General features: G+C 71.0%; 19 protein-coding genes. 11 read left to right on the forward strand and 8 right to left on the reverse strand.

Going from position 1 to position 19,464, the window contains the following annotated elements:
- Nucleotides 1–49 precede the first annotated feature (49 nt).
- The 5 genes from ACZ7L4_RS13765 to ACZ7L4_RS13785 all read left to right on the forward strand — a co-directional run bounded on the left by ACZ7L4_RS13765 (nt 50) and on the right by ACZ7L4_RS13785 (nt 5,094).
- Nucleotides 50–811, forward strand: a complete 762-nt coding sequence (locus tag ACZ7L4_RS13765; RefSeq protein WP_472102221.1) for a DeoR/GlpR family DNA-binding transcription regulator — start codon at nt 50–52, stop codon at nt 809–811.
- Nucleotides 812–916: 105 nt separating this feature from the next.
- Complete coding sequence (locus ACZ7L4_RS13770; RefSeq protein WP_472102223.1) at nt 917–2,290, forward strand: ABC transporter substrate-binding protein; 1,374 nt, start codon at nt 917–919, stop codon at nt 2,288–2,290.
- Nucleotides 2,287–3,222, forward strand: a complete 936-nt coding sequence (locus tag ACZ7L4_RS13775) for a carbohydrate ABC transporter permease (RefSeq protein ID WP_472102225.1) — start codon at nt 2,287–2,289, stop codon at nt 3,220–3,222. Before ACZ7L4_RS13770 ends, ACZ7L4_RS13775 begins: the two co-directional genes overlap by 4 nt.
- A complete protein-coding gene (locus tag ACZ7L4_RS13780; protein ID WP_399232439.1) occupies nt 3,222–4,055 on the forward strand; it encodes a carbohydrate ABC transporter permease in 834 nt (277 codons plus the stop codon). Before ACZ7L4_RS13775 ends, ACZ7L4_RS13780 begins: the two co-directional genes overlap by 1 nt.
- A gap of 49 nt (nt 4,056–4,104) precedes the next feature.
- Nucleotides 4,105–5,094, forward strand: coding sequence for a zinc-dependent alcohol dehydrogenase family protein (locus ACZ7L4_RS13785; RefSeq protein ID WP_472102227.1), 990 nt, complete (start codon nt 4,105–4,107; stop codon nt 5,092–5,094).
- 52 nt (nt 5,095–5,146) lie between these two features.
- Here ACZ7L4_RS13785 and ACZ7L4_RS13790 read toward each other — a convergent pair whose 3' ends face one another.
- Complete coding sequence (locus ACZ7L4_RS13790) at nt 5,147–6,109, reverse strand: PRC and DUF2382 domain-containing protein (RefSeq protein WP_472102229.1); 963 nt, start codon at nt 6,107–6,109, stop codon at nt 5,147–5,149.
- A gap of 248 nt (nt 6,110–6,357) precedes the next feature.
- Complete coding sequence (locus ACZ7L4_RS13795) at nt 6,358–7,602, reverse strand: TerD family protein (protein ID WP_472103986.1); 1,245 nt, start codon at nt 7,600–7,602, stop codon at nt 6,358–6,360.
- A 158-nt stretch (nt 7,603–7,760) separates the two neighbouring features.
- Here ACZ7L4_RS13795 and ACZ7L4_RS13800 point away from each other — a divergent pair, with 158 nt between their 5' ends.
- The gene (locus ACZ7L4_RS13800) at nt 7,761–9,254 is read left to right on the forward strand and encodes an amino acid permease (protein WP_472103988.1); all 1,494 of its coding nucleotides are present in this window, start codon (nt 7,761–7,763) and stop codon (nt 9,252–9,254) included.
- 4 nt (nt 9,255–9,258) lie between these two features.
- Here the strand turns inward: ACZ7L4_RS13800 and ACZ7L4_RS13805 are convergent, their stop codons facing one another.
- The gene (locus tag ACZ7L4_RS13805; protein ID WP_472102231.1) at nt 9,259–10,698 is read right to left on the reverse strand and encodes an alkaline phosphatase PhoX; all 1,440 of its coding nucleotides are present in this window, start codon (nt 10,696–10,698) and stop codon (nt 9,259–9,261) included.
- 116 nt (nt 10,699–10,814) lie between these two features.
- Between ACZ7L4_RS13805 and ACZ7L4_RS13810 the strand changes: the two genes are divergently transcribed.
- The 4 genes from ACZ7L4_RS13810 to ACZ7L4_RS13825 all read left to right on the forward strand — a co-directional run bounded on the left by ACZ7L4_RS13810 (nt 10,815) and on the right by ACZ7L4_RS13825 (nt 13,643).
- Entirely contained in the window at nt 10,815–11,579 is a 765-nt protein-coding gene (locus ACZ7L4_RS13810; protein ID WP_472102233.1) for an SDR family NAD(P)-dependent oxidoreductase, read from the forward strand.
- A gap of 140 nt (nt 11,580–11,719) precedes the next feature.
- Nucleotides 11,720–11,971, forward strand: coding sequence for a hypothetical protein (locus ACZ7L4_RS13815; protein ID WP_472102235.1), 252 nt, complete (start codon nt 11,720–11,722; stop codon nt 11,969–11,971).
- A gap of 50 nt (nt 11,972–12,021) precedes the next feature.
- Complete coding sequence (locus ACZ7L4_RS13820) at nt 12,022–13,176, forward strand: chymotrypsin family serine protease (RefSeq protein WP_472102237.1); 1,155 nt, start codon at nt 12,022–12,024, stop codon at nt 13,174–13,176.
- Between the two features lie 20 nt (nt 13,177–13,196).
- The gene (locus tag ACZ7L4_RS13825; protein ID WP_472102239.1) at nt 13,197–13,643 is read left to right on the forward strand and encodes a hypothetical protein; all 447 of its coding nucleotides are present in this window, start codon (nt 13,197–13,199) and stop codon (nt 13,641–13,643) included.
- 139 nt (nt 13,644–13,782) lie between these two features.
- On the opposite strand, the gene ACZ7L4_RS13830 is transcribed toward ACZ7L4_RS13825, so the two are convergent.
- Nucleotides 13,783–15,222, reverse strand: a complete 1,440-nt coding sequence (locus ACZ7L4_RS13830; protein ID WP_472102241.1) for a hypothetical protein — start codon at nt 15,220–15,222, stop codon at nt 13,783–13,785.
- Between the two features lie 392 nt (nt 15,223–15,614).
- Between ACZ7L4_RS13830 and ACZ7L4_RS13835 the strand changes: the two genes are divergently transcribed.
- Nucleotides 15,615–17,453 carry an endonuclease/exonuclease/phosphatase family protein gene (locus ACZ7L4_RS13835; protein WP_472102243.1) on the forward strand — a complete coding sequence of 613 codons (1,839 nt, stop codon included), beginning with the start codon at nt 15,615–15,617 and terminating at the stop codon, nt 17,451–17,453.
- 13 nt (nt 17,454–17,466) lie between these two features.
- Here the strand turns inward: ACZ7L4_RS13835 and ACZ7L4_RS13840 are convergent, their stop codons facing one another.
- The 4 genes from ACZ7L4_RS13840 to ACZ7L4_RS13855 form a co-directional block, all read right to left on the reverse strand.
- Nucleotides 17,467–18,216 carry an SRPBCC family protein gene (locus ACZ7L4_RS13840; protein WP_472102245.1) on the reverse strand — a complete coding sequence of 250 codons (750 nt, stop codon included), beginning with the start codon at nt 18,214–18,216 and terminating at the stop codon, nt 17,467–17,469.
- Nucleotides 18,217–18,336: 120 nt separating this feature from the next.
- Nucleotides 18,337–19,002: a hypothetical protein gene (locus tag ACZ7L4_RS13845; protein ID WP_472102247.1), complete on the reverse strand. Its 666-nt coding sequence runs from the start codon at nt 19,000–19,002 to the stop codon at nt 18,337–18,339.
- On the reverse strand, nt 18,999–19,154 hold the full coding sequence (locus ACZ7L4_RS13850) for a hypothetical protein (RefSeq protein ID WP_472102249.1): 156 nt from the start codon (nt 19,152–19,154) through the stop codon (nt 18,999–19,001). Before ACZ7L4_RS13850 ends, ACZ7L4_RS13845 begins: the two co-directional genes overlap by 4 nt.
- The gene (locus tag ACZ7L4_RS13855) at nt 19,151–19,450 is read right to left on the reverse strand and encodes a hypothetical protein (RefSeq protein WP_472102251.1); all 300 of its coding nucleotides are present in this window, start codon (nt 19,448–19,450) and stop codon (nt 19,151–19,153) included. The genes ACZ7L4_RS13850 and ACZ7L4_RS13855 overlap by 4 nt, the downstream gene beginning before the upstream one ends.
- Between the last annotated feature and the right edge of the window lie 14 nt (nt 19,451–19,464).

Genomic DNA, 19,464 nt, shown 5'->3' on the forward strand with positions numbered 1-19,464 from the left:
CCTTCCGGGCCCGAACGGGCAGTGACGGACACGGAGGAGGTCGGCGGGCATGAGCGCGGAGGAACGACAGCGGGAGATCGTGCGGGCGGCGCGGCACTCCGGGTCCGTCGACGTCACGGAGCTCGCGGACGCGCTCGGGGTCGCCAAGGAGACCGTGCGCCGCGATCTGCGGGCCCTTGAGGACCACGGCCTGGTGCGGCGCACGCACGGCGGGGCGTATCCGGTGGAGAGCGCCGGGTTCGAGACGACGCTGGCGTTCCGCACGACGATGCACGTGCCGGAGAAGCGGCGGATCGCCTCGGCCGCCGCGGAGCTGCTGGGCGACGCCGAGACGGTCTTCGTCGACGAGGGGTTCACGCCGCAGCTGATCGCCGAGGCGCTGCCGCGCGAGCGGCCGTTGACCGTCGTCACCGCTTCCCTCGCCACCGCGGGCACGCTCGCGGAGAACGACAACACGACCGTGATCCTGCTCGGCGGCCGGGTCCGCGCGGGCACGCTCGCGACCGTGGACCACTGGACGTCGAAGATGCTCGCCGGCTTCGTCGTCGACCTCGCCTACATCGGCGCCAACGGCATCTCCCGCGAGCACGGCCTGACCACCCCGGACCCGGCCGTCAGCGAGGTGAAGTCGCAGGCCATCAGGGCGGCGCGGCGCACCGTCTTCGCGGGCGTGCACACCAAGTTCGGCGCGGTCAGCTTCTGCCGCTTCGCCCCGGTGGGTGCGCTGGAGGCCATCGTCACCAGCACCCAGCTGCCCGCGTCCGAGGCCCACCGCTACTCGCTGATGGGGCCGCAGATCATCCGCGTCTGATCCGCCCACGCACCACTCCCCGGTACGCGGGCGGGTTCCGCACACCCGTCGACGTACCGCTTCATCCCCGTACACACCCTTCATCCCTTACGTCCAGGAGCATCGATGCGAACCCAGAGCCGACGCAGGCCACCGGGCCCCCTGCTCGTGATGGCCGCCGCAGGGACGCTGCTCACCCCCCTCCTGTCCGGCTGCTGGGCCGGCGCCGGCGGGCTCGGCAGCGGCGGTGACTCCCTCAACGTCCTGATGGTCAACAACCCGCAGATGGTCGAGCTGCAGAAACTCACCGCCAAGCACTTCACGCGGGAGACCGGCATCAAGGTGAACTTCACGGTGCTGCCGGAGAACGACGTCCGCGACAAGATCAGCCAGGACTTCGCCAACCAGGCGGGCCAGTACGACGTCGCGACGCTCTCCAACTACGAGATCCCGATCTACGCCCGCAACGGCTGGCTCCGCTCGCTCGGCCCCTACGTCAGCAAGGACAAGGGCTTCGACCAGAAGGACATCCTCGCCCCCATGCGCGAGTCGCTGACCGGCGACGACGGCAAGCTGTACGGCGAACCGTTCTACGGCGAGTCGTCCTTCCTCATGTACCGCAAGGACGTCTTCGCCAAGAAGGGCCTGAAGATGCCCGAGCACCCGACCTGGCAGCAGGTCGCGGACCTGTCGGCGAAGGTCGACGGCGCGGAGAAGGGCATGAAGGGCATCTGCCTGCGCGGACTGCCCGGCTGGGGCGAGTCGATGGCACCGCTGACGACGGTCGTGAACACCTTCGGCGGCACCTGGTTCGACAAGGACTGGAAGGCCCGCCTCGACGACAAGGGCTTCAAGGACGCGACCAAGTTCTACGTCGATCTCGTCCGCAAGCACGGCGAGTCCGGCGCCGCGCAGGCCGGCTTCGCCGAGTGCCTCAACAACCTCACCCAGGGCAAGACCGCCATGTGGTACGACGCCACGTCCGCGGCGGGCTCCCTCGAAGCGTCGAAGTCCCCGGTCAAGGGCAAGATCGGCTACGTATCGGCGCCCGTCGAGAGGACGAAGTCCAGCGGTTGGCTCTACACCTGGGCCTGGGGCCTGCAGAAGGCGTCCCCCAACCCGGACAAGGCCTGGAAGTTCATCTCCTGGGCGTCCGGCAAGGAGTACGAGAAGCTCGTCGGCGAGAAGTTCGGCTGGGCCAATGTGCCCGCCGGCAAGCGCGCCTCGACGTACGACATCCCGCAGTACCGCGAGGAGGCGGCGCCCTTCCAGGCCCAGACGCAGGCCGCCATCGAGAACGCGCGGCCCGGCGATCCGGGCGTGCAGCCGCGGCCCGCGCCCGGCATCCAGTTCGTCGGCATCCCCGAGTTCACCGACCTCGGCACCAAGGTCTCGCAGGAGATCAGCGCGGCCGTCGCCGGACGCCAGTCGGTCGACACGGCGCTCGCCAAGTCCCAGAAGCTCGCCGCCGAGATCGCGAAGGAGTACGAGGGCCGATGACCACGACGACCGCTCCGGCGCCCCCTGCCACCCGCGCGCCGGCCACCCCGAACACGCCGAGCAGGCTGCGCGCCTGGGCGACCCGCGCGCCGCTGCTTCCCGCCCTGATCTTCATGATCGTGGTCACCCAACTCCCGTTCGTGGCCACGCTGGTGATCTCGTTCTTCGACTGGAACGCGCTGTACCCGGACGCCCGGCACTTCACCGGACTCGGCAACTACTCCGAGGTCCTCACCGACCCCGACCTGCGCAAGTCGGTCCTGACCACGATCGTCCTGACGGTGTCGGTGGTCGTGGCGAGCCTGGTCATCGGCCTCGCCCTCGCGCTGCTGCTCGACCGGCGCTTCAAGGGCCGCGGCCTGGTCCGTACGCTGCTGATCGCGCCGTTCCTGATCGTCCCGGTCGCCGCGGCACTGCTGTGGAAGCACGTCCTCTACAACCCCGAATACGGGCTGCTCAACGGCCTGTTGCACTACGTGGGCGGGCCCCAGCCCGACTGGATCTCGAACACCCCGCTGCTCGCGGTGGAGCTCTCGCTCGTCTGGCAGTGGACGCCGTTCATGATGCTGATCCTGCTCGCGGGCCTGCAGTCGCGCTCCGCCGAACAGATCGAGGCCGCCCGCGTGGACGGCGCGGGAGCCTGGCAGATCTTCCGCCATCTCACGCTGCCGCACCTGCGCCGGTATCTGGAGCTGGGCGCGCTGCTCGGCTCGATCTACATCGTGCAGAACTTCGACGCCGTCTTCACCATCACGTCCGGCGGCCTCGGCACGGCCAACCTGCCCTACACCGTCTACCAGTCCTTCTACCAGGCCCACGAGAACGGTCTCGCCTCGGCGGCCGGCGTCCTGGTCGTCATCGGTTCGATCATCATCGCGACGTTCGCCCTGCGCGTCGTGTCGTCCCTGTTCCGCGAGGAGGTGTCACGCTGATGACGTTCTCAACGTTCCTGCGCAGCAAGGGACTCGGGCTGCTCGCGTGGCTGGCCGGCATCGTCTTCTTCCTGCCGATCGCCTGGATGGCGCTGACGTCCTTCCACTCGGAGGCGGACGCCGCCACCAACCCGCCCTCCTTCGCCGCCGCGCTCACCCTCGACGGCTACCGCGACTTCTTCGGCGCGGACGGCGGCGCGAGCCCCTGGCCCGCGCTCATCAACTCGACGGTGGCCTCGCTCGTGGCGACGCTGTTCGTGCTGGTGCTCGCGCTTCCGGCGGCGTACGCGCTGTCGATCCGCCGGGTCCGCAAGTGGACGGACGTCCTGTTCTTCTTCCTGTCCACGAAGATGCTGCCGGTGGTGGCAGGTCTGCTGCCGATCTATCTCTTCGCGAAGAACACCGGCTTCCTCGACAACATCTGGCTGCTCGTCATTCTCTACACGTCGATGAACCTGCCGATCGCGGTGTGGATGATGCAGTCGTTCCTGGCCGAGGTGCCGGTCGCGGTGATCGAGGCGGCGCAGATCGACGGGGCGCGGCTTCCTACGGTCCTGACGCGGGTGGTGGCCCCGATCGCCCTGCCGGGGATCGCCGCGACCGCCCTCATCTGCTTCATCTTCAGCTGGAACGAACTCCTCTTCGCGCGGGTGCTCACCGGCGTCGTCGCCCAGACCGCACCCGTCTTCCTGACCGGCTTCATCACGAGCCAGGGCCTGTTCCTGGCGAAGGTGTGCGCCGCGTCCCTCGTGATCTCCCTGCCGGTGCTCGCGGCAGGGTTCGCCGCCCAGGACAAGCTCGTCCAGGGCCTGTCCCTCGGCGCGGTGAAGTGAACCAAGCGAGCAGCTGTCACAACTCCCGTACGTGCTTTGGAGGTTGTCCATGAAGGCCGCGATCGTCGAATCGGTGGGCAAGGTCGTCGTCGGCGAGGTGCCGGATCCGACACCTGGCCCCCGCGACGTGATCGTCGAGGTCGCGGCCTGCGGGCTCTGCGGCACCGATCTGCACATCCTGCAGGGCGAGTTCGCCCCCACGCTGCCGGTGGTGCCGGGCCACGAGTTCGCGGGCACGATCGCCGAAGTGGGGCGTGAGGTCACGGAGTTGAGGGTCGGCGACCGGGTGGCGGTCGACCCCTCCCTGCACTGTCACGAGTGCCGCTACTGCCGGGCCGGGCGGGGCAATCTGTGCGAGCGGTGGGCGGCGATCGGGGTCTCGACGGCGGGCGGCGCCGCCCAGTACGCCGTCGCGCCGGTCGCCAACTGCGTCCGGCTGCCCGACCACGTACAGACGCAGGACGCGGCGCTCATCGAGCCGCTGTCCTGCGCGGTGCGCGGCTACGACGTCCTCCAGTCGCGGCTCGGCTCGCACGTGCTGATCTACGGCTCGGGCACGATGGGCCTGATGATGCTGGAGCTGGCCAAGAGGACGGGCGCGGCCTCGGTCGATGTCGTCGACCTCAACCCGGACCGGCTTGCGACCGCCCAGCGCCTCGGCGTCTCGGCGTCCGCGGCGAACCCGGACGAGCTGGAGCGCCCCACGGGCTGGGACGTCGTCATCGACGCGACCGGCAACGCGGCGGCGATCCAGGACGGCCTCGGCCGGGTCGCGAAGGCGGGCACGTTCCTCCAGTTCGGCGTCGCGGACTACGCGACCCGGGTGGAGATCGACCCGTACCGCATCTACAACCAGGAGATCACCATCACCGGCTCGATGGCGGTCCTGCACAGCTACGAGCGGGCGGCGGAGCTCTTCGCGGGCGGCGTCCTCGACCCGGCCGTCTTCATCAGCGACCGGCTGCCGCTCGACAACTACCCGCAGGCGCTCGACCAGTTCGCCTCGGGCGTGGGCCGGAAGATCGTGGTCGTGCCCTGACAGCGGTGCGGGCCCGAGCCTTCCGGCCGGGCCCGCACGCCGTCCACCGCGGTCAGTGCCGCGGCCCGCGACGGCCCCGGCCCTCGCCGGGCATGCCGTCGTCCTTCGGGTTGTCGAACTCGATCTTCTCCTTGCGGACGGTGTCGGAGACCTCCTTCGTCTCCGTGACCTTCTCGGTCTCCAGGCGGACGCGCTCGACCGGGACGGTCTCCTTGCGGACGACCGCACGCTCCGCGTGCAGCGTCACCTCGGTCTCGGCCTCGCTGATCGTGCCCTTCGCGCCGTCGCCCTCGCGGATCGGTTCGCGGACGACGCGGACCTCCTCGTGGGAGACGGGCACCGACGTGGTGACGTTCTCCGTCTCCACCGTCTTGCGCAGGTGGGCGTGGCCGACCTCCTGCTCCTCGACGCCGACGCGCAGCCGCTCCTCGGAGCGGATCATCTCGTCGGCCTTGCCGTCGCCGCCGGGGCCGGAGCGCATGGCCGGCTCGCGTGCGGCGGCACCCGCGTGCCGACCGGCGTCCGAGCGCTCACCGGCGCCCGCACCGGCCATGCCCGCGGCGCCCGCGCCCGCACCGGCCATACCGGCGGCGCCCGCCGTACCGGCCGACCCGGCCGTGCCCGCCGTGCCCATCCGGCCGGTGTCGGCCTGGCCGGGCCGCTGGGGCTGGTTGGTGCCCGCCGCGCCCGCCGCGGGGCGGGTCATGCCGTAGTGGGTGTACAGCTCGTTCTTCTCGGCCTCGTCGAGGTGCTGGTCGGCGTCGACCCGCGGCGCGTCCTTCACCGCTTCCTTCGTGTACCGCACGTTGAGCCGGTCCGTGTCGTGCGTGGCACCCTTCAGCGGCACGAAGGTCTCCTTCATGCCGAAGAGGCCCGTCTTGACCGTCACCCAGTCGGCGTTGCCGGTCCTGTCATCGAGGTAGACCCGCTCGACGCTGCCGATCTTTTCCCCGGTGCGGTCATAGGCGGTGAGCCCGACAAGGGCATCCGGGTTGTTGATCTCGCTCTGCGTCATGCGTGATCACTCCCTTCGGGACATGGAGGCGGCTGGTGGCCGCCGCTTGGGCCATGTGCCTCGGGTCCATCGCGCGCCGGACCCGGGGAGTTCGCAACAAGGGATCTCACTTGGTGTAGCCGACGTGCCTGGTGGGAGTGACTTTGCGGCTCCATGGAGGGGCGCGGCGCACGGCTCGGCGAATATCCCGATTACCGCCATACGGGTGAACTGTTGGCATCCGCAACAGCCCACCCGCGTCCCGCGTCCTACAGCGCCTTGGCCGCCGGCTTCACCATTCCGCGCACCGTCCGTGACTTCACGAACTCGCCCATCGCCGTCATCTCCCACTCGCCGGAGAACTGCTTGATGAGCTTGGCCATCATCACGCCCGTCTGCGCCTCCGCGTTCGTGAGGTCGAAGCGGACCAGCTCCTCGCCCGTCGCCGCGTCCATGAGGCGGCAGTACGCCTTGGCGACCTCGGTGAACTTCTGGCCCGTGAACGAGTTCACGGTGAAGACCAGGCCCGTGACCTCCTGGGGGATGCGGCCCAGGTCCACGACGATCACCTCGTCGTCGCCCGCGCCCTCGCCCGTGAGGTTGTCGCCGGAGTGCTTGATCGCGCCGCCCACGATGGAGAGCTTGCCGAAGTAGCAGCTGTCGACGTGATTGCGCTGCGGCCCGTACGCGATGACCGACGCGTCGAGGTCGATGTCCTTGCCGCGGTACGCGGGCTCCCAGCCGAGGCCCATCTTGACCTGCGAGAGGAGCGGCTTGCCGCCCTTGACCAGGGACACCGTCTGGTTCTTCTGGAGGGAGACGCGGCCCTTGTCGAGGTTGATCTTGCCGGAGCCGGGCGCCGGGGCGGGCGCGGCGGCTGCGGCTGCCGGCGCGGCAGCGGCCGGTGCGGCGGTCGGCGGGGGCGGGGCCATCCGCGGGTCGACCGGAGGCGTCGTCGGCGCGGGCATCGAGGCGGGCGGAGCCTGCGGGGCAGGGGCGGGCGCCGCGGCCGGGGCCGCCGGCTCCTCCACCGAGACCCCGAAGTCCGTGGCGATACCCGCAAGCCCGTTCGCATACCCCTGGCCCACCGCGCGGGCCTTCCACGCGCCGTTCCTCAGGTACACCTCCATGACCACCAGCGCCGTCTCCGCGCCGAGCTGCGGCGGCGTGAACGTGGCGAGGACCGAGCCGTCGTCCGCGCTGCGGATCGTGGCCGTCGGCTCGACGCCCTGGAACGACTGGCCCTCGGCGTCCGGGCTCGCGGTGACGACGATCTTCTCGATGCCCGGCGGCACGGCGGCCGTGTCCACCGTGATGGCGTCCGGCGAGGTACCGCCGCCCGACGTGTACGTCACGCCGGGGCCCGAGGGCTGGTTGTAGAAGATGAAGTCGTCGTCCGAGCGCACCTTGCCGTCGGCGGTGAGCAGCAGGCCCGATACGTCGAGCCGCACGGGCGCCGTGACGTCCACCGTCACGCGCTGTGCGGTGAGCGGGATGTTCGAGCCGGGAGTCATTGCGGTCATGCCTGGGGTAACGAGCGACTCCGCTTTACCGTTCCCTTACCCGGGACTTTTGCGGGCCACTTTTGTGCGGGACTTTTCCCGCCCCCGCACGCCTGCGGCGCGTAGCTGCGACGCCAGGCATTTAATTTGCGAGAGTGCCCGTCGTGAACATGCACAAAGGGCACCAAACCGGACCAGCCGGGGAAGACCCCCACCTGGACGACCCGATCACCGCCGAGGGGGTCGCCGACGCCGGTGACCTCGGGTACGCCAAGAGTCTCAAGCCCCGCCACATCAGCATGATCGCGATCGGTGGGGCGATCGGCACGGGGCTCTTCCTCGGCGCCGGCGGCAACCTCGCCAAGGCGGGACCCGCCCTCGCGTTCGCCTATGCGATCTGCGGCGTGTTCGCCTTCTTCGTGGTGCGGGCCCTGGGCGAACTCGTCGTGCACCGGCCCTCCTCGGGCTCCTTCGTGAGCTACGCGCGCGAGTTCCTCGGCGAGCGGGGCGCGTTCGTGGCCGGCTGGATGTACGTGCTGAACTGGTCCTCGGCCGGCATGGCCGACATCACCGCCGTCGCCCTGTACGTGCACTACTGGTCGATGTTCACGACGATCCCGCAGTGGGTGCTCGCCGCGGTCGCCCTCGCGATCGTGCTGACCATCAACCTCATCTCCGTGAAGAGCTTCGGTGAGATGGAGTTCTGGTTCGCCATCGTGAAGGTCGCGGCCCTGGTCCTGTTCCTGCTGATCGGGATCTTCTTCCTGGTGACGGGCGAGCCCGTCGACGGGAACCACGACCCGGGCATCTCGCTCATCAGCGACAACGGCGGCTTCTTCCCGCTGGGCGTGCTGCCCGTCGTCCTCATCACGCAGACGGTGGTCTTCGCCTACGCGGCGGTCGAGATGGTCGGCGTGACGGCCGGCGAGACCGCGGAGCCGGAGAAGGTCGTGCCGAAGGCCGTGAACTCGATCATGTGGCGTGTCGGCATCTTCTACGTCGGCTCGGTCGTGATGCTGACGCTGCTGCTGCCCTGGACGGCGTACTCGGCGGGCGAGAGCCCCTTCGTGACCGTCCTGTCGAAGATCGGGGTGCCTGCGGCCGGCGGCATCATGAACCTGGTGGTGCTGACCGCCGCCATGTCCTCGCTCAACTCCGGGCTCTACACCACGGGCCGCATCCTGCGCTCGATGTCGATGGCGGGCTCGGCCCCCTCCTTCACGGCCCGGATGAGCGGCAGCCACGTCCCGTACGGCGGGATCATGCTGACGGCGACGGTGGCGCTGTTCGGGGTCGCGCTCAACGCCTGGCTGCCGGAGGACGCGTTCGCCATCGTCACGAACGTCTCCTCGCTCGGCGTCATCTCCACCTGGGTGATGATCATGCTCTGTCACCTGGTGTTCGTGCGGCGGGCGCGGGAGGGCGTCGTGCACCGGCCCGCGTTCCGGCTGTGGGCCTCGCCGTGGATCGAGCTGACGACGATCGCGTTCCTGCTCGCCGTCGTCGTGATGATGTGGTTCGACAAGGACGGCGCGGGCCGCGACACGGTGCTGATGCTGGTCCCGATCGCCGTGTGCCTGACGATCGGCTGGTACGCGGTGCGCGGGCGGGTCCACCGGATCGCCGCGGAGCGCGAGGCGCCGCCGGTGGACCCGCTCGAGTGAGCCCTCAGCCCTGGCGCTTCCAGGGGCCCTTGATCGCCACCATGATGCCGGGCGTCTGGATGTTGGCGTAGAGGGTCGAGCCGTCGGGCGAGAAGGTCACGCCCGTGAACTCGCTGTACTCCGGCTCCGCCTCGGTGCCGATGTTCAGCTCGTTGCGCGCAATCGGGTACGTACGGCCCTTCTCGGTCGCGCCGAACAGGTGCTGGATGCCCTCGCCGTCCTCGGCGATGACCAGGCCGCCGTACGGCGAGACGGTGATGTTGTCCGGGCCGTCGAAGGCACCATCCTTCGACGGGTCCGGGTTCACGCCCAGCAGCACCTTCAGGGTGAGGGTGCGGCGCTTGGGGTCGTAGAACCAGACGGCCCCGTCGTGCGCCACCGGGCTCTCCTCGCGGGCGTACGAGGAGACGACGTAGGCGCCGCCGTCGCCCCACCACATGCCCTCCAGCTTGCGGGCGCGGGTGATCTCGCCGTCCTTGAACTGCTTGCGCGTGGAGACCGACTTGGCGTCGCGGTCGGGCACGTCGACCCAGTCCACGCCGTACGTCGTGCCGATCTTCGTGGCGCGCGACAGGTCGTCGACGAAGCGGCCGCCGGAGTCGAAGCAGCGGGTCGCCTGGAGCACGCCCGCGTCGTCGGCGAGGGTGCGCAGCTTGCCGCGGCCGTGCTCGAAGCCCTTCGGCGGAACCCAGCGGTAGAGCAGGCCGTTGGGCCCTGAGGCGTCCTCGGTGAGGTAGGCGTGGCCGCGCTTGGGGTCGATGACGACGGCCTCGTGGGCGTAGCGGCCGAACGCCTTGATGGGCTTCGGGGACCGGTTGGCGCGGCGGTCGGCGGGGTCGACCTCGAAGACGTAGCCGTGGTCCTTGGTGAACCCGTTCTTGCCGGCCTTGTCCTCGGTCTCCTCGCAGGTCAGCCAGGTGTTCCACGGGGTGTGCCCACCCGCGCAGTTGGTGGCGGTGCCGGCGATGCCGACCCACTCGGCGACCTCGCCGCCGCGGCGCACCTCGACGACGGTGCAGCCGCCGGCCGCCATCGGGTCGTAGACGAGGCCCTCGGTCAGCGGCACCGGGTGCGGCCAGTCGGCGCGGGCGCCCGCCAGCTCGTGGTTGTTGACGAGCAGCGTGGCGCCGCGCGGGCCCGGGAAGGTGGCGGTGCCGTCGTGGTTGGAGGGCGTGAACTCGCCGGACTCCAGCTTGGTCTTCCCGCAGTACGTGATGACCGTGTACGAGAAGCCCTCGGGCAGCGCGAGGATGCCGTCGGGGTCGTCGACCAGCGGGCCGTAGCCGATGCCCTTGTCCCTGCCCTTGAGGACGTCGACGGAGGCGTCGTCGGTGGCCGCGAGGGCGTTCGGTGCGGTGGCCAGGGAGCCGACGGACCCGGCGAGTGCGATGCCGGCGCCGGTGGCCGCGGATCGTCTGGTGAAGTCCCTGCGAGTGAGCGACATGCTGGCTGTCTCCCGTGATGATCGATGAGAGTGAACGGGCCCTGTTTTCGGCCATACGTTCTCGCTCGCGTATAAACGGCGGTTGAACACCGTCCGACGCCGAGGGGCCCGCTTACATGACTTCCGTGAACCTGGAACCGTCCGACCGCCGCGTCCTCGTCTCCGGGGCCTCGCGCGGCCTGGGCCGCGCGCTGGCCCGCGCCTTCGCGGCGAACGGCGACCGGGTGGCGGTGCACTACGGCTCGCGGGAGGACGAGGCACGGGCCACGCTCGACTCGCTCACCGGCCAGGGGCACGTCCTCGTCGGCGGCGACATCGCCACGCCCGACGGCGCGGCGGACGTCGTCGAGCGCGCCGGCGACGGCCTCGGCGGCCTCGACGTCCTGGTCAACAACGCGGCCGTGAACACCCCGCATCCCCCGGCCACCACCCCGTACGAGGAGTGGGTGCGGCAGTGGCAGAGCCATGTCTCCGTGAACCTGCTCGGCACCGCGCACCTCAGCCACCTCGCCGCCCAGCGCATGATCGCGCAGGGCACGGCGGGCCGGATCGTCAACATCGGCTCGCGCGGCGCCTTCAAGGGCGAGCCGGACCACCCGGCGTACGGTGCGACGAAGGCGGCCGTGCACGCGCTCGGCCAGTCCCTCGCGGTGGCGCTCGCGCCGCACGGCATCGGGGTGGCCTCGATCGCGCCCGGCTTCATCGAGACGGAGCGGGTGGCGCACCGGCTGACCGACGAGGTCCGCGCGCAGAGCCCGTTCGGCCGGGTGGCCTCGGCCGAGGAGATCGCCGAGGCCGTCCTGTGGCTCGCCTCGCCCGCCGCGCAGTGGGCATCCGGCACCGTCCTCGACCTGAACGGCGCCTCGTACCTGCGGACGTGACGCGGCACGCGGACGCCCGCCGGAATCTTCGTAAAGAAGGTCAACACGCCCATCCTTGACGCAAACCCAAGATTTCACGCAGAACGCCTTGACCGGCCTGCCGTGCCGCAATAGACAGACGGCAGCAGACAGTTCGGGGGGTGGCGAGCCGAATGGACGTACGCCAGGCGCGCGGCCTCCATGAGAGCCGGCTGATGAGGCTGGCCAATGTCACCGGAGTCGGGACCGGGAAGGACGAGCACTCGGGCGAGGACGTCATCGTCGTCTTCGTGACCCGCAAAGTGCCCCGCGACCGGCTCCGTGCGGAGGACGTCGTCCCCGAAGCGCTCGACGGGGTACCGGTGCGTGTGCTCGCGATCGGTGACGTGCACGCCCAGGACGACGAGTCGTGAGGGGTCCCCCGCACTTCAGCGGCAAGTCAGGGGAATAGAGGTGGTCTGGCGTGCGCCAGCCCGAATTGATGCGCGGACCGGCCGGCGGGCAGCTCAGCGACAGCTCCCGGCAGCAAGCGACCAGCGACTTCCTGCGGCGCGAGGCGCCCCTTGCCAATGTGGTCGGCTTCGGCCACGGCGTGAAATGGTCGAACGGCGAGCCGACGGGCGAGGAGGCCGTCCTCGTCTTCGTGACCCAGAAGGTGCCCGAATCACTGCTCCCCGAACGGGATGTGATTCCGCGTCAGATGGACGACGGCACCCCGACCGACATCGTGGCCGTCGGTCACATCTCCGCCCAGCGCCGGCAGAGCCGCCCCTCGGGGGCCCGCTCGGAAGAGGTCTCGTACGGCCCCGACGGCGGCATCGCCCAGCAGCTGTCCGGCGTCGGCCAGCCGCTCCTCGAGGAGCTCGGCGGCCTCGGCGCGTTCGAGCCGCAGCAGCTCGTACGCCGCATGCGCCCGTGCCCCTCCGGCTTCTCCGTGGGCAATGTGGCCATCACCGCGGGCACCCTCGGCAGCGTCGTCTACGACTTCCTGCCGGGCGCCACGGTGGACCCGCCGGGCCCGGGCCTCGGCACCCCGTCGAAGTTCTACATCCTCTCCAACAACCACGTCCTCGCCGACTCCAACCGGGCCCAGCTGGGCAGCGCCATCGTGCAGCCCGGCCGGTTCGACGGCGGCACGGACCCCGCGGACCGCATCGCCACGCTGTCCCGCTTCATCACCATCCAGTTCGCCCCGCAGACGCCGCTGGAGCGGCAGAACAACGTGGTCGACGCCGCGCTCGCCGAGGTCCAGTTCCAGGACGCCACGCGCGAGCAGTACTTCAGCGGGGCGCCGCGCGCCTGGCGCCGCAAGGCGAACGTCGCGGTGGGCGACCTGGTGAAGAAGACGGGCCGTACGACGAACGTGTCCTTCGGCCGGATCGTCTCGGTCGACGCCACGATCGACGTCAACTACGGCACGGCGGGCACGGCCCGCTTCAAGGACCAGATCCTCACCACGAACATGTCCGCGGGCGGCGACTCCGGTTCGCTCGTGACGTCCTACGACAACGTGGCGGTCGGCCTGCTGTTCGCCGGCTCCTCGACGGTCACGGTCGAGAACCACATCGAGAACGTACGCGCCCTGCTGCGCGTCGAGGTCTCCGAGCAACTGGCATAGAAGGAGGTGACGTTGACGTCATGACCACGCAAGCACGCAAGGGCAAGAGCCAAACCCGCTCGGAACACCGCTTCCACAACCCGCAGGGCGCGGAGGTCAAGACCCGCGACGAGGCGTTCGCCGCGCAGCGCGAGGTGTCCGCGGAGGCACTGACGGTCGACTGCAAGCTGGAGCTGAACAACGGCTCGGTCACCTTCGCCATCACCGCGAAGATCAACCCGAACACGCACCCCTTCGTGGTGACCGGCGGCCAGATCACGTCGGGCATCTGCGGCGCCCCGTGGGACATCACGGGCGGCTTCATCGGCGACACCATCCGCCTGGACGCGAAGCGCGCGGGCCAGGGTTCGTGCGCCTCCACGATCACGGTGGTCGGCGAATTCCAGAACCCACCGTCGTACCGCGGCACGTACGGCTTCGACGGCGCGTCGTCGTCCTTCAAGCACACGACGCGGTATCTCTGCTGAGCACGCAGCGCCCGGCCGCCGCGTGCAGGCGGCGGCCGGGCGCATTCCAAGCCCGGGTACGCATTTCAAGCCCCTGCGGCGATTGAGCAGCGGGGCCCGGGGCAGAGCCCCGAGACCGCAACCCCGGCGCCGCGCAACGTCAACTCCCGTTGGCCGACCGCGCCTTGAACGCCGCCTTGCGCGCCTCCTTGGCCACCTTCTTGTCCGGGTGAAGGCGCCCCATCGCCTCCAACACATCGGCGGTAGCCGGATGCTCCACCCGCCACGCCGCCGAGAAGAACCCACTGTGCTGCGCGGCGAGCCCCTCCACCAGCGCCTGCAACTCCTCCGAGTTCCCCTCGATGGAAAGCTGCGCCGCGATCGTGTCGACGGTCAGCCAGAACACCAGGTCCTGCGAGGGCGCCGGCACGTCCCCGAACCCGTGCTCGGCCAGCCACACCCGGGCGAGCCCGCCCAGCTCCGCGTCGTCCAGCACCTCGCGAAGCGCCGGCTCGGCCTCCGCGCCGACCAGCGACAGTGCCTGCTGGCACCGCAGCCGCCGCAGCGGCGCCCACTCGTCGGCGCCGCGCGCCGCGGCCAGCAACTCCCGCGCCGCGGCCAGCGGTTCACGCCGCGCGAGCCACTGCTCGATCTCGACCTGCGCGGCGGCCTGCGGGAACGCGGCCGTACCGTCGAGCAGCGCGTCGGCGCCCTTGTCGGCGAGGTCGCCGACGGCCGGGGCGTCCAGGCCCGCGTCGAGCATCCGCGCCCGCACGCCGTACAGGCCGAGGGGCGTGAGCCGCACCATCCCGTAGCGGGAGACGTCGGCGTCGTCGACGGGCTCGGCCACCGACTCCTCGGCATCGGCCATCAGCGCCTCGTCGACCGGCTGGAACTCCACCAGGCCGATCGGGTCGAGCAGCCGGAACTGGTCGTCGAGCCGCATCATCGCGTCCGAGACCTGCTCCAGGACGTCGTCGGTCGGCTCGCCCATGTCGTCGGGCACGATCATCGACGCGGCGAGCGCGGGCAGCGGCACGGCCTCCTCGCCTGCGCCGCCGTCGCTGACGGTCAGCAGATACAGGTTGCCGAGCACGCCCTCCAGGAACTCGGACTCCGCCTCGGGGTCCCAGTCGAGCTGCGAGAAGTCGATCTCGCCGCCCTCCTCCATGGCGCCGACCAGGTCGTCGAGGTCGGGCACGCTCGCGTCGGCGAGCACGGTGTCGAGCGCGCCCAGCCACAGCGCGAGCACGTCGGCGGGGCCGCCCGCGGTGAGCGTGCCGAGCTCCTCACCGACCTTGACCGTGCCCTCCTCCTCGTCCACGACCTCCACGAGGCCCGTGTCGACGGCGATGCGCCAGGCCTCGCTCGCGTACGCGGCGGCGTCGGCCTCGTCGACGGCACCGGTGAGCCCGAGCTCGGCCGCAGCGGCGGGCAGCTGCTCCTCGACCAGCTCACCGCCCGCGCCGACCCGGGTGTCGGGACCGGCCCAGCGGGCGAGCTTCACCGCGCGGGACAGGAGAGGGGTGGCAAGGGCGTCCCGCGCCAGCTCCGCTTCGGCGGGCAGCCGCACCGGCGGCAGGGGGGAGCTGTCTGACATCGGCTGGTTCTCCTCGGGGACGTGCATGGGGCCTACGTTGCGACCGCCCAGCCTAGAGCCTGCCCGGCGGATCCTGCTGGAGTCGCGGGGTCTGGCACGCACTCCTGCGGCGTTGTCGTCAATCACCATCGCTCCGCGATGCCTCAATCCTCCGCCTTGCAGGCGCACGCACCAGACCCCGCTCGCCTGCACCGCCTGGGCGCGGCCACCCGCATCCAGCCTGATCCGCCGGGCAGGCTCTGACGGATTTACACCCATGCTGCCGGGTTCATCTACCGGTCGGCTCCCCCTCATGTCCCCGACATCCCCGAAACCTTGACAACTCACGGGCGCAGGACGGAAATTGACGCGCGTAGAAGGCGCCGCGCGCCTCTCCCGACAAGGAGTCGAACATGAAGCCGAGCAAGTACGTGCTGTCCCGGTCGCGCCTCGCCGCGCTGGCCGTCGCCTGCGCCGCGGTGTCCGGCACCCTCGCCACGCTCCCCGCCCACCCGGCCGCGGCCGCCGACGTCGCCATCCACGACATCCAGGGCGGCACCCGGATATCCCCGCTCGCCGGACAGCAGGTCACCGGCGTGACGGGGGTGGTGACGGGCGTCAGAACGTACGGCTCGTCCCGCGGCTTCTGGTTCCAGGACACGAAGCCCGACGCCGACCCGGCCACCAGCGAGGGCGTCTTCGTCTTCACGAGTTCCACCCCCACCGTGAAGGCCGGCGACGCCGTCACCGTCTCCGGGACGGTCTCCGAGTACGTGCCCGGCGGCGCCTCGTCCGGCAACCAGTCGCTCACCGAGCTGACGAAGCCGACCGTGACCGTGAACTCCTCGGGCAACCCCGTGCCGGTCACCACCATCACCGCCAAGTCGGTCCCCGCCGCGTACGCGCCGCAGGGCGACCCGGCGGCGAACGGCTCCGTCAACAAGCTGCCGCTGAACCCGCGCGCGTACGCCCTCGACTACTACGAGTCCCTGGAGGGCCAGAACGTCCGCGTCGGATCCTCGCGGGTCGTCACCGCGTCCGACGCGTACGGCGAGCTGTGGGTCACGGTCAAGCCGCACGAGAACCGCACCAAGCGCGGCGGCACCCGCTACGCCTCGTACGAGGACCAGAACGGCGGGCGGCTGCAGATCCAGTCGCTCGGCGCGCTCGCCGACTTCCCCGCGGCCGACGTCGGCGACACGCTGACCGGCACCACCGAGGGACCGCTCGACTTCAACCAGTACGGCGGATACACGCTGGTGGCACGGGAGTTGGGGAGCCTGAAGCAGTCCGGCCTGGAGCGCGAGACGACCCGCGCGCAGAAGTCGGGCGAGCTGGCCGTGGCGACGTACAACGTCGAGAACCTCGACCCCTCCGACGCCACCTTCGACGCGCACGCCGCCGCGATCGTCGGCAACCTGCGCTCCCCCGACATCGTGTCCCTGGAGGAGATCCAGGACAACAACGGCGCGAAGAACGACGGTACGGTCGCCGCCGACGCGACGATGGGCAAGCTGATCGACGCGATCGCCGCCGCGGGCGGGCCGCGCTACGACTGGCGTTCGATCGACCCGGAGAACAACAAGGACGGCGGCGAGCCGGGCGGCAACATCCGCCAGGTCTTCCTGTTCAACCCGGACCGCGTGTCCTTCACCGACCGTCCCGGCGGCGACGCCACCACGCCGGTGGGCGTGACCCGCGAGAAGGGCAGGGCGGCGCTCACCGCCTCCCCCGGCCGCGTGGCGCCCGCCGACACGGCCTGGGCGAACAGCCGCAAGCCGCTGGCCGCCGAGTTCTCGTTCCGCGGCAAGCCCGTCTTCGTGATCGCCAACCACTTCGCGTCGAAGGGCGGCGACCAGGGCCTGACCTCCCAGTACCAGCCGCCCGCGCGCTCCTCGGAGACGCAGCGGCACGCGCAGGCGACGGTGGTGAACACCTTCACCAAGGACATCCTGAAGGCGCAGCCGGACGCGGACGTGATCACGCTCGGCGACATCAACGACTTCGAGTTCTCCGGCACGGCGCAGCGCCTGGAGGCCGGCGGCGCGCTCTGGTCGGCGATCAAGTCCCTGCCGAAGCACGAGCGTTACACGTATGACTACCAGGGCAACAGCCAGGTCCTGGACCAGATCCTGATCAGCCCGTCGATCAGGGCGAAGGACGCGTTCGCGTACGACAGCGTGCACATCAACAGCGAGTTCCACGACCAGATCAGCGATCACGACCCGCAGGTGCTGCGCTTCCGCCCGTAGTCGAAGTGATCCGCTAGTCGAAGATCCTCGCCAGCCAGTCGCCCCACTCGATCTCGTTCCGCACGGCGTCGGCGTCCGGCGCGAAGTCATGGACGCCGACGCCCACGGGCGCGCCCCAGTGACCGCGCCCGAAGAAGCGGTACAGGGCGTCGTCGGTGCGCAGGCCGAGGAAGTGGGCGTTGCGGTAGTCGAGCACGGCGTCCAGGGTCTGTCCTGCCGGACCCTGGACGCGCACCCTGGCACCCGCCGTCGCGTCGGCGGGCAGGTCGAGCGCCCTGCCGACGGCGGTGAGCGCCTCGCGGTTCGCGGAGGAAGGGGGCCCGTCGAGCGTGGCGAAGGCGGCCGGGCGGCCCGCGAAGTACGTCACGTACTGGCGCAGTGTGTGCAGGTAGAAGTCGGTGTGCTTGTCGCAGGCGTCGTACTGCTCGTCCCAGTGCTCGGTGAAGATGCCGCTGTGGGTGTAGCGGACCCGGGCGCGGCTGCCGCCGTCGCGCGGCTCGATGGCCCAGTCGAGCTGGTTCAGCGGCTGGCCCGGCGGCAGGGCGGCCGGGTCGTCGGAGCGGACGGTGAGCCGGCGCGGCGGGTTCCAGACGGTCAGCACGGAGTGGAAGGGGCCGTGGCCGCCCTCTTTCGGCTCGTACTCCATGGGCCACAGCCAGCCGGCCGCCCCTTGCGTCACGGCGTCCCACACCTGCTGGGGGGCGGCGCCGATCTCGAATTCCCGTGCGACCTCGAACGGCTTTCCGCCGCCGGGTCCACTCATGACCGCCGACTTCGTCGCATGGCTCCACGGTCCCCCGGAAGCCGCTCCCCGTCCAGACGAACGGCCCCGGCCGCGCTCCCCGCTCCGGACCCGAGCCGGGACCGCTCCCCGTCCGCGCCGCTACTTCTCCCCGCCCATCGCCCGCCCCAGGCGCGCCAGCTGTCCCTGGAACCAGTCGAGCCGGGCCTGGAGCAGGGCCGCCTCCGCGGCCAGCTCGGGCATTGCGGGGGCGGGCCCCCGCGGCCCCGCGCCCGGTGCGGCGCGCACCCGCAGCCCGTCGCCCGCGAGCCGGGCGAAGGCCTCCAGGGTCCAGCGCGGCCGCCCGCCCACGCACCCGGCGCACGCCGCTTCGAGCACAAGCCGGCCGGCCCGCCCCCACCCCGCGTCGGCGAGCACGGACGCCTCGGCGCCGCACGGGCACGGCCCGACGGTGGCGGTGCGCACCCGCTGGCGCCCGTAGCGGAACCCGCGCTCGAACCGGATGTAGGGCCCGAGGACGGAGACCTCGAGCAGGACCGCCCTGCGGTGCCCGGCCTCGACCAGCAGCCCCTCCGCGCTCCGGCGTTCGTGCACGCAGTGGAATCCGCAGTCGCAGCGCCGGTGCGGCGCGCGGTGCCGCCGCCCGTACACGCAGCGCGCCTCGTCGAGCACCTTGTAGGGCGCCGCGGCGCCGAGCGAGACGCCCAGGAATCCGGCGCTCCCACCGTCCGCGGCGAGCACGGGGTGGGCGATCTTGTAACCGGTGGGCGGCTCCGTCGGGCGCTCCTGAGGGAGCCGCAGCCTCATCGCGCGGCCGGGACCTCGGCGGGCTCCGGCACGGCGTCGCGCACGACGGTCTCGGCCGTCAACTCCTGCGCCTGATCGTCGACTTCGGGCCGCTCGGTCTCCCGCGGCGCTTCTTCGGCGATCCCGGTGGCGAGTGCTTTGCCGAGCCTCATGGTGCCTCCCCTGAACGGCCTTCGGCGATCCGGTTGCCGGTCACCGGCCTCTCATGGTGGCGCACACCGCCCGATTTGGCACCAGTGCGTTCGGCGTCCTGCATGAGCAGGGCGTGCTCGTCGGCCACCAGCGCCTCGGCCACGGCCACCGCACGCTCCCCCGCGAGCCGCAGCCCGGCCTGCGACCAGGGTTCGGGGGCCGGGTGCCGGCGCCGCCACCACACGGCGCACGCCGCGTAGATCCCGCTCGCACACATCACCGCGGGCGCGGCAAGCGCCATCACCACGTCTCGCACCACACGCACCTCGC

Source organism: Streptomyces sp. NPDC107575, assembly GCF_055657265.1.

Excerpts from the sequence above, each read along its gene's own strand:
- ACZ7L4_RS13765 (WP_472102221.1), top strand. The coding sequence starts at position 50 with ATGAGCGCGGAGGAACGACAGCGGGAGATCGTGCGGGCGGCGCGGCAC.
- ACZ7L4_RS13770 (WP_472102223.1), top strand. The coding sequence starts at position 917 with ATGCGAACCCAGAGCCGACGCAGGCCACCGGGCCCCCTGCTCGTGATG.
- ACZ7L4_RS13775 (WP_472102225.1), top strand. The coding sequence starts at position 2,287 with ATGACCACGACGACCGCTCCGGCGCCCCCTGCCACCCGCGCGCCGGCC.
- ACZ7L4_RS13780 (WP_399232439.1), top strand. The coding sequence starts at position 3,222 with ATGACGTTCTCAACGTTCCTGCGCAGCAAGGGACTCGGGCTGCTCGCG.
- ACZ7L4_RS13785 (WP_472102227.1), top strand. The coding sequence starts at position 4,105 with ATGAAGGCCGCGATCGTCGAATCGGTGGGCAAGGTCGTCGTCGGCGAG.
- ACZ7L4_RS13790 (WP_472102229.1), bottom strand. The coding sequence starts at position 6,109 with ATGACGCAGAGCGAGATCAACAACCCGGATGCCCTTGTCGGGCTCACC.
- ACZ7L4_RS13795 (WP_472103986.1), bottom strand. The coding sequence starts at position 7,602 with ATGACTCCCGGCTCGAACATCCCGCTCACCGCACAGCGCGTGACGGTG.
- ACZ7L4_RS13800 (WP_472103988.1), top strand. The coding sequence starts at position 7,761 with ATGCACAAAGGGCACCAAACCGGACCAGCCGGGGAAGACCCCCACCTG.
- ACZ7L4_RS13805 (WP_472102231.1), bottom strand. The coding sequence starts at position 10,698 with ATGTCGCTCACTCGCAGGGACTTCACCAGACGATCCGCGGCCACCGGC.
- ACZ7L4_RS13810 (WP_472102233.1), top strand. The coding sequence starts at position 10,815 with ATGACTTCCGTGAACCTGGAACCGTCCGACCGCCGCGTCCTCGTCTCC.
- ACZ7L4_RS13825 (WP_472102239.1), top strand. The coding sequence starts at position 13,197 with ATGACCACGCAAGCACGCAAGGGCAAGAGCCAAACCCGCTCGGAACAC.
- ACZ7L4_RS13830 (WP_472102241.1), bottom strand. The coding sequence starts at position 15,222 with ATGTCAGACAGCTCCCCCCTGCCGCCGGTGCGGCTGCCCGCCGAAGCG.
- ACZ7L4_RS13835 (WP_472102243.1), top strand. The coding sequence starts at position 15,615 with ATGAAGCCGAGCAAGTACGTGCTGTCCCGGTCGCGCCTCGCCGCGCTG.
- ACZ7L4_RS13840 (WP_472102245.1), bottom strand. The coding sequence starts at position 18,216 with ATGAGTGGACCCGGCGGCGGAAAGCCGTTCGAGGTCGCACGGGAATTC.
- ACZ7L4_RS13845 (WP_472102247.1), bottom strand. The coding sequence starts at position 19,002 with ATGAGGCTGCGGCTCCCTCAGGAGCGCCCGACGGAGCCGCCCACCGGT.
- ACZ7L4_RS13850 (WP_472102249.1), bottom strand. The coding sequence starts at position 19,154 with ATGAGGCTCGGCAAAGCACTCGCCACCGGGATCGCCGAAGAAGCGCCG.